The sequence below is a fragment of the Helicobacter trogontum genome, assembly GCF_000765905.2.
GTDB lineage: Bacteria > Campylobacterota > Campylobacteria > Campylobacterales > Helicobacteraceae > Helicobacter_A > Helicobacter_A trogontum.
On record NZ_JRPL02000021.1, the window covers coordinates 26,994 to 40,751 of the forward strand.

The 13,758-nt window shown below is 32.7% G+C and carries 12 protein-coding genes; 9 read left to right on the forward strand and 3 right to left on the reverse strand.

All coding sequences use genetic code 11. The features are described from left to right. Nucleotides 1-14 precede the first annotated feature (14 nt). Entirely contained in the window at nt 15-659 is a 645-nt protein-coding gene (locus LS81_RS08040; RefSeq protein WP_138069891.1) for a hypothetical protein, read from the forward strand. A gap of 116 nt (nt 660-775) precedes the next feature. Next, entirely contained in the window at nt 776-1,750 is a 975-nt protein-coding gene (locus LS81_RS08045; RefSeq protein WP_034345786.1) for an iron-sulfur cluster assembly scaffold protein NifU, read from the forward strand. Nucleotides 1,751-2,784: 1,034 nt separating this feature from the next. Here the strand turns inward: LS81_RS08045 and LS81_RS08050 are convergent. Further along, a complete protein-coding gene (locus tag LS81_RS08050) occupies nt 2,785-3,489 on the reverse strand; it encodes a hypothetical protein (RefSeq protein ID WP_034345783.1) in 705 nt (234 codons plus the stop codon). Between the two features lie 106 nt (nt 3,490-3,595). On the opposite strand from LS81_RS08050, the gene LS81_RS08055 reads away from it, so the two are divergent. Both LS81_RS08055 and LS81_RS08060 read left to right on the forward strand, forming a co-directional pair. Beyond that, on the forward strand, nt 3,596-4,114 hold the full coding sequence (locus LS81_RS08055) for a hypothetical protein (protein ID WP_034345781.1): 519 nt from the start codon (nt 3,596-3,598) through the stop codon (nt 4,112-4,114). A gap of 16 nt (nt 4,115-4,130) precedes the next feature. Continuing rightward, nucleotides 4,131-5,717, forward strand: coding sequence for a 4-hydroxythreonine-4-phosphate dehydrogenase PdxA (locus tag LS81_RS08060; RefSeq protein ID WP_052096513.1), 1,587 nt, complete (start codon nt 4,131-4,133; stop codon nt 5,715-5,717). Between the two features lie 191 nt (nt 5,718-5,908). Here the strand turns inward: LS81_RS08060 and LS81_RS08065 are convergent, their stop codons facing one another. Together LS81_RS08065 and LS81_RS12370 are read right to left on the reverse strand one after the other, a co-directional pair. Then, nucleotides 5,909-6,688 carry a glycosyltransferase gene (locus LS81_RS08065; RefSeq protein ID WP_267892478.1) on the reverse strand — a complete coding sequence of 260 codons (780 nt, stop codon included), beginning with the start codon at nt 6,686-6,688 and terminating at the stop codon, nt 5,909-5,911. A 59-nt stretch (nt 6,689-6,747) separates the two neighbouring features. Further along, nucleotides 6,748-6,969, reverse strand: coding sequence for a glycosyltransferase (locus LS81_RS12370; protein ID WP_138069892.1), 222 nt, complete (start codon nt 6,967-6,969; stop codon nt 6,748-6,750). A 684-nt stretch (nt 6,970-7,653) separates the two neighbouring features. On the opposite strand from LS81_RS12370, the gene LS81_RS08075 reads away from it, so the two are divergent. The 5 genes from LS81_RS08075 to LS81_RS08095 all read left to right on the forward strand — a co-directional run bounded on the left by LS81_RS08075 (nt 7,654) and on the right by LS81_RS08095 (nt 13,556). Further along, on the forward strand, nt 7,654-8,172 hold the full coding sequence (locus LS81_RS08075; RefSeq protein ID WP_034346689.1) for an NAD(P)H-dependent oxidoreductase: 519 nt from the start codon (nt 7,654-7,656) through the stop codon (nt 8,170-8,172). Further along, on the forward strand, nt 8,163-9,425 hold the full coding sequence (leuC, locus tag LS81_RS08080) for a 3-isopropylmalate dehydratase large subunit (RefSeq protein ID WP_034346688.1): 1,263 nt from the start codon (nt 8,163-8,165) through the stop codon (nt 9,423-9,425). The genes LS81_RS08075 and leuC overlap by 10 nt, the downstream gene beginning before the upstream one ends. A 342-nt stretch (nt 9,426-9,767) precedes the next feature. Further along, nucleotides 9,768-10,058 (forward strand): DUF3240 family protein, encoded by a 291-nt coding sequence (locus LS81_RS08085; RefSeq protein WP_034321942.1) that lies wholly within the window; start codon nt 9,768-9,770, stop codon nt 10,056-10,058. Between the two features lie 90 nt (nt 10,059-10,148). Continuing rightward, nucleotides 10,149-11,261 (forward strand): GDP-mannose 4,6-dehydratase, encoded by a 1,113-nt coding sequence (gene gmd / locus LS81_RS08090; RefSeq protein WP_034346687.1) that lies wholly within the window; start codon nt 10,149-10,151, stop codon nt 11,259-11,261. Nucleotides 11,262-11,576: 315 nt separating this feature from the next. Further along, nucleotides 11,577-13,556 (forward strand): motility associated factor glycosyltransferase family protein, encoded by a 1,980-nt coding sequence (locus LS81_RS08095; protein ID WP_052096612.1) that lies wholly within the window; start codon nt 11,577-11,579, stop codon nt 13,554-13,556. Nucleotides 13,557-13,758: the final 202 nt, after the last annotated feature.

A 13,758-nucleotide genomic window follows, 5' to 3' on the forward strand; every position in this document is an offset into this window, starting at 1 on the left:
AACAGGAAAGAATGATGCTTAGATTTTTTCTTACTTACCCATTAATATTATGTTTTAATATTCTTTTGATTGGTTGTAGTTCTACTGTTGTATATTATTCTGCGGATGCTGACCCACAAGTACCCTTTGATCCACAGGATACTTTAGGCGTATATTATGGAGATAATCCAACCATATCAGACAAAAAGTTTGCTCTTTTGTTGGGAGAAATTATGGCTGAAGAGGGATATAATGTCAGTGGATTCAATACAGATAAAAATCCTGTTTGTAGAATATTTTTTTCTCAAGATATCTCCTCTAGTTCATCTGTGAATAGCTATACCACAAACCATACGAGCTACAACAGAACATATATACCAGGAACATATAGTAGTAATGGTTACAACCCAGGTCGCACGATTACTACCACCACTACTACACCTATAACACACTACTACACAAAAGTATTGGTAACACAAAATGTAGGTGTTTCTGTTATGTGTAAAATTAAAGATGATAACAATTTTACACAATTATGGTTTGGTTATTTTAGTGCAGAACTTGATAATTACAAATCTTATCAAAAAGATATTATCAGATTCCTAGTAAGCTTACTGGGCAGGGAGCTTGAAGGGCAATATATCAATCTTTCAAATATAATTTCAGCAAGAAAGGAGTAAGACAATGAAGCTCAACTTTTACAGACATAAATCTAGTAATATTTAAAAACCCAACTAGTTAAATTTATGTATCCAGAATTTTAATTAACATAAAGAACAATATAAAGGAAAAGAAAATGGCAAAGAATGACTTAATCGGCGGTGCATTATGGGATGCATATTCAAAAAAAGTAAGTGAAAGAATGGATAACCCCACACATTTGGGTGTGCTTACACAAAAAGATGCTGATGAAAAAGGTGCAAAACTTATTGTTGCAGACTATGGTGCAGAATCTTGTGGCGATGCGGTAAGATTATATTGGCTCGTAGATTCTAATGATGTGATTATTGATGCAAAATTTAAGAGTTTTGGCTGTGGGACAGCAATCGCAAGTAGCGATATGATGGTGGAACTCTGTCTTGGTAAAAAAGTGCAAGATGCAGTAAAAATCACAAACCTTGATGTCGAGCATGCCTTGCGTGATGATCCTGAAACTCCTGCAGTACCTGGACAGAAAATGCACTGTTCAGTTATGGCGTATGATGTCATCAAAAAAGCAGCAGGAATATATCTTGGCAAAGACGCAGCAGACTTTGAAAGCGAGATTATTGTATGTGAATGTGCAAGGGTTAGCCTATCTACTATCAAAGAAGTAATAAGGCTTAATGATTTAAAAAGTGTAGAGGAAATCACTAATTATACAAAGGCAGGAGCATTTTGTAAAAGCTGCATTAAGCCTGGTGGACATGAAGCAAGAGAATATTATTTAGTGGACATACTTGCAGATGTGCGGGCTGAAATGGATAGAGAATCTGTGAAAAAAGTCGCTGATAAAGGTGGTGAAATTGCATTTGCTGAGATGACAATGGTGCAAAAAGTAAAGGCAATTGACAAAATAATTGATGTTAATATTCGCCCTATGCTTATGATGGATGGTGGTGATATGGAGATTTTAGATATTAAAGATACAAGTGATGGCTTTATCGATGTATACATTCGTTATCTTGGAGCATGTAGTGGTTGTGCAAGTGGTGCGACAGGCACACTCTATGCCATTGAATCTGTTTTACAAGAACAACTAGATTCTAGAATCCGCGTTTTACCAATATGATGAAATCAGAATCTCTTGGCAAGACAATTCTTGTTGGATTTTCACATACATTAACATGGGGATAAAAAGCCCTACATGAAATTCAAACTTATTGCATTACAGGGTATAAGAATCTTATGTATTCTTTAGCCTTGGGAAAGACGCATATTAAAATTATTCCTTGTTTTATCTAAGATCATAAGATAGACTGCGTTATTTTTTAGCGTTGTTGGATATTTGTATTTAGAATCTGTTTTAGTAAATGTTTAAATACTTTATCATTAATCTTAAAACCTAACTAGCCTTCCTTACATCATAAATATCTACACATTCTCTCCCATAAAACTATCATAAGAGCAATCCAATTAGAAATATTCTAAACATTCATCCAATTCACAGATAATATAAACAAAAAAGCCTTAAGATTATTTCACAAAACTTCATAGCTCCCATAACATTATTTTATGGAAGTAAAGAGATGAGATTAAACTCTGCAACTATATGAAGAATATATGCGAACTTAGATCTCCTATGCTACTTTACTCATTTTTGATGAGTTATCAAATCAACACATAATAAATCATTATAAATGATTTTAAAAATCTTTACTTTATAAGATATCTTATTTACATTTTTACATCAAAAAAAAATAACTAAAGCTTTAAAATTTTTATATATCAAAGAATGGGCTTGAATACAAAAGTTCATTACAAAAATTGCAAAACAACACTCCCTACACCCACGAGCAAAGCTGTAAAAGACATAATAAGATTTATATTTACGCCATCACGCTTCTTCTCCAAAACCTGCACACGATTGCGTAACTCATTGATTTTTGCTTCTTGGTTATCATCTATTTGCTACTAAAATACAAAATAAATTAAAGGTAAATAAAGAGGGTTTATGTATAAACTTATATTAAATAACTAATTGATTTAAGCTCTATTTTCCATGAAACATCTTGGCATATAGTTCATATTTACCAATATATCAAGGGTATAGAATTGTGTTTCAAAAATAAGTTATATATCTATCGCAACGCAATTTTCTTGTAATTATTCAAGATCTATGTATCTCACTTTATTTTTACGCAAATACAGCCATTCACCATTAGCAAATACACTTTCAATATGTGCATCTTCTTTTAACCCATACACTCTATTAATATTTACGTAACGATACAAGATTCCAATAGATATAAGATGAGCTTTGCCATGATCATCGATGTAGAAAAATTGTGGATAAACTACTTGTTGAAATTTCATATTTTTGGTAGTTAAGCCACCAATTTTCATACGTAAAGATTCTGGTATCTCTATTGCACCATCATAGCTATATGCACCATTATAATAGGTATTTCCATTGCTTAAAACTCTGTCCTTTTTTTCTTTGTTGTGGATTGTATCAAGCACAAATAATCTTTGTGCGTTTTTTTCATTATAATAGCCACTATGCTTATATGCGAGCTCTAAATAGTATTCTCGTTTTTGTAGCCACTCTTCATTTCTGCCATGCTTTATTTGTGAAAAAAGTTGTTCTTCTAATTTTAGATTCTCAGTTTTATTTGCCTTAGAATCTTTTTGTTTTTGCACAATCTCATCATATAGCTCTTTATTGAGCACATATGTACCACTATAATCTTTTGCATATTTTCTAGCCTTATAGTATTGTGGATCAAGCACATAAAAAGTGCAACCACAAAATACAATAACACTCATCACAAGGCAAAATTTAACACCATAAAAAAATAGAGTCCGCATAATATCCTCTCACAATGATATGAATATGGAATCATAGCAATAAATACTACAAAATGTTTTATTTTCGTTATAATGGAGGCCTTATTTTAAAAGTAATGGAGAGATTATGTCGTATTTTAAGAAAATTGTATGTGCTTTGGGTTTATGTTGTGGGACAATATTTCAATGCTTTGCAGAATCGAGTAATAATAATCTCATGCCACTTGAGGCAACACGCATAAAACTATTTGAGATTCTATATCCGCAACAATTAACAACATTGGAACAAAAAAAAGCTTTTGTAAAAAAATACTACAAGTCTAGCGAAGAACACGAAACTTTTATCTTTCCAAATCAAACACTAGAAAATGTATATAATGCATATGTAAGAGCATATCCAACAAACGCCTTTGGTGTTAGCATATTGCATAAAGAACTGCCGCGAACAAATAAAGCCTTTAGAGCAGATAGCAATGATGAGCGTATGGGATATGTACTAATGTATGTCTGGGATGGGGATAAAAAGCTAACTATTACAAACACAAGAATAGAGGATGATAATCTTTGTGGTAAAGAACTTTTAGAATTCGAAGAGCAAAAGGGGCAAACTATATTAAAATCAAACTTTGAGCAATATTGTTTTTAATCACTAAGGGCGAAATATGAAACATCAAAATCTAAACGCCTTATTACATACAGATAACATCAATACAGATGCAAGTAATACAGATTTAAATAATACACTGCAATCCTTAACAACTCTTGAGACTATAGAGTCCCTGCAACAAGCATACCATGAACATACAGGCACAAAAAGGCAAGATTCTATAAACAAGCTAGAATCTCATATGGCACAAAAAAATGTGATAAAAAACTCTATATTCAAAGATTATAGCAGAGATGTTACCATAACACGCACGCGAAAAACACTACATTCAATGGAAATAGAGGCGCGTATGCATAATGGAAAAAATCCCTATACAAATACTGCTAAAAGTTCAATACATGACTCTAAAGATTCACAAACAAGGCAAATTGGGACTATAAAACAAAAAAAGCTAGTATATGTTTCTGTTGGTGATATTAATGGGATTGGACTTGAGCTTATTCTACGCAATCATGCAGAAATTGCAACATATTGTAAGCCTATTTATTGTATAGATTTTGAGATATTAGAACATGCGGCAAACAAATTGAGCTTTCAGATTCCAAACGATATGTATATTCATCCATTAAATATGCAAGATATATTTGAAGGAGAAGCAACGATAAAGCCTGGACAAATATGTGCAAAAAGCGGACTGTATAGCTTTAAGTCATTTGAGATAGCATTAGAGCTAAGCATAGAGCATAATGCATGTCTTGTTACACTCCCCATTCATAAATATGCATGGCAATTAGCTGGTATACAATATGCTGGACATACACAATATTTACGACACAGATTCCAAAAAGAGGCTATTATGATGCTTGGTTGCAAGGAGATGTTTGTAGCACTCTATACCGATCATATTCCATTAAGCAAAGTTGCAAGTACTATACAAAAAGAGCGGCTTTTGCAGTTTTTTAAAGATTTTTATCATGCTTATAGTTTGCTTTTTATGCCCACACAAGAAGAACAAACATTAAAGAATAATACAAAACATGACTTATCATCTAAAAGCCCACATGAAATCCAACCAGAATCACTACAAAACTTATCATCAAACACATTAAAACAAGATTTAATTAATGCAAAGTTGGTAAAAAGGCTGCTCTATGATGAAAAAAATTCTATAGAGCAAAAAGAAAAACTACAAGATTCAATGCAACATAATCTTGTGTCACAAGACACAAGAGAACTAAAAATAGCGGTTTTAGGTCTTAATCCACATGCAGGTGATAATGGTGTATTGGGACATGAGGATAGGATTATTGATGAGTGTATAAAAATTATTAATGAAGAAATTGGAAGTGAAGTTTTTATCGGCACTATTGCACCAGATTCTGCATTTATCCCACATAATAGAAAACAATATAAAGTATTTCTTGCAATGTATCATGATAGCGGATTAGCCCCGCTTAAGGCACTCTATTTTGATAAAAGTATTAATGTGAGTTTAAATCTTCCAATATTACGCATAAGCCCAGATCATGGCACATGCTTTGATAAAGCATATAAAATGAGTAATGAAATAAGCATGGAAAGCTATCTTGAAAGTTTTAGATTTTTATATCAAGCCAATACACAATATTATCTTGAGGTGTAAAACAAGATGTAGCAACAAAATCAATCATCTTAATAATTACATTATGATTTGTGATATAGAGTGTCGCTAAGATATGATAGATTGAGCAATAATTTGTTTTGTATCAACATCATAAATATTAAGTCTTTAAATACATAAGATAGCCTGAATTGTAGAGTAGATTATAAAAAACAATGTATATAAGAATGAGATTAGATTATTTCTTCAATAAAATATCTTGGTCTCCGCTTAGATTCAGCATAGATTTTGCCAATATACTCTCCAATAATCCCTAAACTCAAAAGTTGAATCCCACTAAAAAAACACAGAGGAATAATCGTTGAAGCCCAGCCATACACCACACCATCAGTAAAAAGCTTCACAAAAAGTGCATAACAACCAAGTGCAATTGAAAGTATAAAAAATATAATACCTAACACACTCACAAGCCTTAAGGGCACAATGCTAAAACTTGTTACACCATTCCAAGCAAAAGACAGCATCTTGCCTAAAGGATACTTAGATTCACCTGCAAAACGCTCCAATCTATCATATTCTACCACCGCACTTTTAAAACCAAGTAAAGGCACAATACCACGTAGAAACAGATTTACTTCGCTAAAATTAAGTAAGGCTTGGATAGCCCTACTTGAAAGTAGTCGATAATCAGCATGATTATAGATAATTTTAACGCCCATAATCTCCATAAGCCTGTAAAACCCAAGTGCAGTATGCTTTTTGAAAAAGCTATCTTTTTGTCGCGATTTTCTCACACCATAAATAACTTCAGCACCTGCCCTAGCCTTTGCTACAAATTCATCAATTACACTAATATCATCTTGCAAATCACAATCTATACTAATAGCACAATCGCATTTATCTGCCACATATTCTAATCCTGCTAAAAGAGCATTTTGATGACCACAATTACGAGACAATTTTAAAGAGATAGTTTTAATGCAACTTTCTTTAGACTTTTTAATATCAAACACTAACTTACTATTTAATTCATTATTTGAAGAAGCAGTTGAAATATCTATAGCTGCTTGTTCTACATCTGGGGGGGGGGGGTAAATGCGGTATTTTGGCTACTTAAGTCCTTTAAAATTGCCCATGTATTATCTTTACTTCCATCATCTACAAATACACAAAAGCTTTCCTTGGAAATACTCTTAGATTCAATAAGCTGCTCTAACTTTCTAGATATGATTTTATGGGTTTCTTGTAATACCTCTTCTTCATTGTAACAAGGAATAACAACGGCTAATATCATATATCTAACTCCCTATCGCATCTATCTAGCATCTATCTAGTATCAATCTTAACATTATGCATTCACACATAATACAAACATAGAATCCAAACCTTAGAAACTAGACTAAAGATTACTAGATTCTATTCTATAAAAACTTAATACACAATATTATCCTAAACATGTAAATTTTAGCATTTGATACATAGCAGGATATATTTACATGTGTTTTCTCTTGTATACTTAAAATCTGTAAAAAGCTAGTCTCAAGCTATAAAAATGATTCTATTTGTAATACTTTCAGTAATTAAAAAATGCTGATATGACCTCTAGCATAATAAGTTTTGTAAATCTAAGGATTAAGAAAGTAGTGAGAATACAAAATGCGTGATATCGAATTATTATAAGGTGTATAGTTGGAATTTACGAATACTTCTATTATAAATATTGGATTGCAAGTGTATTTTATGCCTTACATAAGAAGTTACAATATTTACTATATTGTAATATTACTAATATATATTTTGTTATAATTATCAATAGGCTATATTGTAGGGTTTTTTATTCTTATATCTAGTAGAGTAGAATATGTGAAATGCTTTTCACATATTTACGTTGTTATCTTACTTAAAGTCTATCTTTTAGAAAAAACTAAAAAACAACATGTTATAATATAGCCCATGTCGCAATAAAAAAAGGAAATTTATGCAAACATTACTACTTTTTTCACATACATTTTGGGAAAACTCCAAAGTCAATAAAGCATTATTAGAATCTGCTAAAACGCTTTCAGATCTAAAGGTTCACAATCTTACTGAAACCTACAAAGATGGTGTAATTGATGTAGAATCTGAAATTAAACTTTTAAGAGATTCCCAAAAAATCATCTTTCAATTTCCACTCTTTTGGTATGGCACACCTTCACTCATGAAGGAGTGGCAAGACCAAGTTTTGACACATATTTTATATAGCAAAGATTCTCAAGTCTTACAAGGCAAAAAGTTTCAGATCGTCGTCACTATAGGTGGGGCAAAAGAGAGCTATGATGGGCATCATGGGTATGGTCTTGAGGCAATCTTATCACCACTTACAAATACGTTTAAATATTGTGGTTGCGATGTTTTAGAGTCTTTTGCAATCTTTAGTGCTAAAGTGGATACATTGCCTTTGCAAGAATATCTAACAGTATTACAAAGTGATAAAAAGGAGAAAATATGGGAATGACAATGAGTCAAAAGATTCTAGCTGATAGGGCAGGATTAGAATCGGTTAAAGCAAATGATTTAATTCGAGCAAAGCTTGATATGGTGCTTGGTAATGACATTACTACACCTGTGGCAATTAATGCTTTTAAAGAGGCAAAATTCACACAAGTTTTTGATAAAAATAAGATCTCGCTCGTAATGGATCACTTCGCACCAAATAAGGACATAAAAGCTGCTACACAAAGCCAACAATGTCGTTGCTTTGCAAATGATTTTGATATCAAACATTACTATGATGTAGGGAATATGGGGGTGGAGCATGCGTTGTTACCTGAACAAGGCATTGTAACCATTGGCGATCTAATCATTGGGGCAGATTCTCATACATGTACTTATGGGGCACTTGGAGCATTTAGCACAGGTGTAGGAAGCACAGATATGGCTGTTGGTATGGCAACTGGTGAGGCGTGGTTTAAAGTTCCAAAAGCAATGAGATTTAACCTTAGGGGTAAGTTACGCCCTTATGTAAGTGGTAAGGATGTGATTTTACATATTATTGGTAAAATTGGTGTTGATGGGGCATTATACAAGAGTATGGAATTTGGTGGAGAGGGACTTAAAAATCTTACCATTGATGATAGGTTATGTATCGCAAATATGGCAATTGAAGCCGGAGCTAAAAATGGTATTTTTGAAGTTGATGATATCACTATTGAATATGCTAAAGCACGCACAAGCAAAGAGTTTAGAATTTATAAAGCAGATGATGATGCAGAATATGAAGAGTTTTTTGACATTGATTTAGATTCCATAGATCATACTGTAGCATTTCCGCATTTACCTGAAAACACAAAAGAAAAGGATGAGTGGGGTGAGATAAAGATTGATCAAGTTGTGATTGGCTCTTGTACAAATGGCAGGTTAAGTGATATGCAAGTGACAGCTGAGATTTTAAAAGATAAAACAATTGCAAAAAATACGCGTTGTATTATTATTCCTGCGACACAGAATATATATTTAGAGTGTATTAATCGTGGGTATTTAGAGACGTTTATTAAAGCTGGTGCAGTAGTTTCTACACCTACTTGTGGTCCTTGTCTTGGCGGACACATGGGAATCTTAGCTGCAAATGAAAAATGTGTATCGACTACAAATCGAAACTTTGTAGGTCGTATGGGACATGTAACAAGTGAAGTGTATCTTGCATCGCCAGAAGTTGCAGCTGCTAGTGCAGTGAGGGGGATTCTAAGCTCTCCACAAGATGTTATTTGATCATGAAACATGATTGATTTGGATTGATGAATTTTAGAATCTTTTTTGCACTTAGTTGGCTATATAAATTTAAGAAAGTTAATAAAGAATCTTGAATTTTCATCTTGGTTAAGATAGATATAGATAAATGTAGTGAAACCTAGTTTGTTTGTATCTTGAGTTTCTTTGTTTCCTCTAGAGAATGCAACCTAGATTCTATGATATATATACTGATACACGTATCATAAAAGTCTTCATCTATAATGTAAAATAGGGAATATTGATTTTGTAAAATCTTGTTTTTATCTAAGATAAGATTCTAAAAAGATGAAAGCTTATGAGATTTATAATAAGGGGTATAAAATGATAATGCTTGATGTTTATATGCGTTTTGAAATAAAAGATAATGTTATTGATTTGTTGCTTGCAAATGGTTATGATGATTTCTTTTTTATCGAAGCAAAGAAATATGCAGCAAAAAATATGCTTTTAAGTGATGAAGAGCAAGTAAGTGGACGACAAAATTATGCTATTATTAAGCTTTACTTAAATGATACTGCAGCAAGTATGCTTGCAAGTCTTATTAAAGAAGAGTTTAAGGATGTACGTGTGTTTGCGGTAGAATGCCAACCACTTGCATTTTTTGACATGTAATATTTTATTATCTTCATCGCCCCCACCCCCGTATTGAAACACAAACATTTTACGATATAATCAAATTTACTCAAAGTTTAAAGGAATTATATGGCTAAAGTAGCATTAATTACGGGTATAACTGGGCAAGATGGCGCATATTTAGCAGAATTTTTATTAAATAAAGGCTATGAGGTACATGGCATAAAACGTAGAAGTTCGCTTTTTAATACTGACAGGATTGATCATATATACCAGGATATTCATGCAGATGATGTTCGCTTTCATTTGCATTATGGAGATTTAACAGATTCCACAAATCTTATACGTATTATGCAGGTTGTAAAACCAGATGAGGTTTATAACCTTGCTGCAATGAGTCATGTAGCCGTAAGTTTTGAGACACCAGAATATACTGCAAATGCTGATGGTATAGGCACACTTAGACTTTTAGAAGCAATTAGAATACTAGGCATGGAGCATCAAACAAAAATTTATCAAGCTTCTACGAGTGAGCTATATGGTTTGGTTCAAGCAGTCCCACAAAATGAAAACACACCATTTTATCCACGATCACCCTATGCGTGTGCGAAACTTTATGCATATTGGATTACGATTAACTACAGAGAGGCATATAATATGTTTGCAAGTAATGGTATCTTGTTTAATCATGAAAGTCCTATTCGTGGTGAAACTTTTGTAACTCGGAAAATCACTCGAGGTGTGAGTAAAATTGCACTTGGTTTGCAAGATAAACTCTATTTAGGGAATCTTTCTGCAAAAAGAGATTGGGGACATGCAAAAGACTATGTAGAAGCGATGTATCTTATTTTGCAACAAGATAAGGCACAAGACTTTGTCATTGCAACAGGCATTACAACAGAGGTAAGAGACTTTGTAAAACTAAGCTTTAAAGAAGTTGGTATAGATATTGAGTTTAAGGGGAGTGGTGTAAATGAAGTGGGTGTTGTAGCAAAATGTTATGGGGATTATAAACTACCTATTGGCAAGGAAGTTGTTGCAGTTGATTCTCGTTATTTTCGACCTACAGAAGTAGATTTATTGCTTGGAGATCCAAGTAAGGCACAAAAGATTTTAGGATGGAAGCCAAAATACAATCTTTCTATGCTTGTTGCTGATATGATGCAAAGTGATTTAAAACTTATGCAAAAAGACAAATACTTAAAAGATGGTGGTTATACAATTATGCGTTATTTCGAGTAAAATAAAGTGTAATGAAGATTGCAAGTTACTGCGTTTGTGATTTAAGGGTTTATGATAGATTTGCAGCGATGGAAGATGATGACAGCTTTACAAATAAGATAATAAGTCATAATTCATACCAACATAAATACAGCTAAAAGGTCTATATTTTATAATCTACAAAAATATATTATAATAGCATTTACTATTATCACAAATTCATGCAATGAGGAAGAAATGGCAAAGCAAGGGAAAATAAAAAAGTCACAAGATGGACATAAAGATATAGATAAAGAAGAATTGCAAGAAACAGCATGTAAGCCACTTGGCATGGTTATGCAAGATCTAGATTCACAAAAAACCCAAACACAGATCAATGAAAACTCTATTTATGAACGAAACCTACATGCTTTAAGCGTTAGGGATCCACTCCTTTTTTATAATCTTTTAGAAATAAAAACAAATACGCAATATGAAGTCTTTATGGGAAATGACAGTGCAAACTTTAATATCATTGAACTACAGAGCAACACTCCACTTTATAAAGGCGATCCTTTACAAGAAAATCTAGAAATATTGAAGAATTATGAAATATATCGTTATTATCCATATTTATATGCCTATGGTTTAGGCAATGGAATCTTATATCGCATGATGCTTGGTAGCGAGATTTTAAAACGCATTGTAGTAATTGAGCCAGAGCTAGAGATCATTTATATTGTGCTTAACCTCATTGATTTTAGTGAAGAGATTTTAAGCAATCGACTTATTTTGTTACATTCCCCACAATGCAACTTTAATATGATTAATTCCTTATTTGACATGGACAAATTCTCTAAAGTGTATTCTAAAGTTTATGATTTGCTTTTGCCAAATAATTATTATGAAAAATATAGCGATGAGATTCTAAAAATTAACAAAGACTTTGTAGCTGCCATTGAACATGGCGTGATTAGTGTTGGTAATGATACAAAAGATGCTATCGTTGGAATAAAGCAACATATTGAAAACATGAAATATTCACTCTATGCTCCAAGCCTCATGGAAATCCATAGCAAACTTAAAGGTAGGGATACAGCAATTATTATTTCCACAGGACCAAGTCTTTATAAGCAACTTGATACACTTAAAGAAATTGCTCCCTATGCGACACTCTTTTGTATCGATGCGAGTTTTCCAGTGCTTACGAAGCATGGTATAAAGCCAGATATTGTGTTTTCTTTAGAAAGGGTAAAAGAAAGTGCAAAATTCTACACAGATACGCCTGTGGAGGCACAAGAAGGTGTAATCTTCTCTCTCACTTCAATTGTGCATGAGGATACTATACGTGCGATACAAAAAGGTGTAAAGCAATTTAGCTTCCGTCCGTTTGGATATACAACACTTTTTAACTTTTATGAGTATGGCTATCTTGGTATTGGTATGAGTGCGGCAAATATGGCGTATGAGCTAGTTGTGCATTCGCAGTTTAAACGCTGTATTATTATAGGACAAGATTTAGCCTTTGGAGAAGATGGTTCAAGCCATTCTAAAGGTGCAGTCTATGGTGAAAATGAGATTAAACCTAAAAAAGACAAGATTTATGTAGAAAAATATGGTGGTGGTGGTGTAGTAGAGACCACAGAAGTATGGAAACTTTTTTTAAATTTTTATGAAAAAGACATAGCAAATACGCCTTATAAAATAGAAGTGATTAATGCTACTGAGGGCGGAGCAAGGATACGTGGAACTATCGAGATGCCCTTCAAAGAGGCTTGTGCTCTCATCCCAAAAGTAAAGAAAAAACCAATCAAACTTAAAGCCCCAAGCCCTGCACATGCAAAAAAGAATATGGAAAAAGCGATTGAAATTTGTCAAAACTGGATTGATTATGGTGAGTTACAACAAGAAAAAGTTGAAAGTGTCTTTTTGGAATTGGTAGAGTTTTTGCAGGAAATAGAAGAACTTAATCGTAAAAATCAACTAGAAAAATTTAATTATGAGACAATGGATAAATTAATAGATTCTATTGATGAAATTAAGGATATTTTTAATTCAAGAGTTTTTCACGATTACTTCACAGACGCTTTACAATCTTATATCTTTCATCAAGAGCTAGACATAGCTCAACTTTTGGTACGACCAATCAATAATGAAGATGATAAAAGAGGAAAAGAGTTAGAATGGCTATATCATCATAGATATTGGTTGTTTAGTCTTGCAGGTGGTATTGACACCGTGGTGACAGTCGTGCGTAAAGCTTTAGAATATCTTAGTGGCGAAAAGTATGAAAGTTTAAAGGACAAAGAAAAGAAAACAAAAGAAGAAGCAAAGTGATTATAAACTTTTACGTATCTTGACCAAATTAAATGAAATAAATTAGATTTTATATCTTTATAAGCAGACATAAAAGCACAAAAGGTTTTCTAAGATAAATTCCCAAATTTATAAAGATGCACTAGAAAGCTTTATCAAACATATGCCAGATTATGCCTTTACAGATGATCAAAAAGCTTTAGCATACAGCGATTTTATGGCT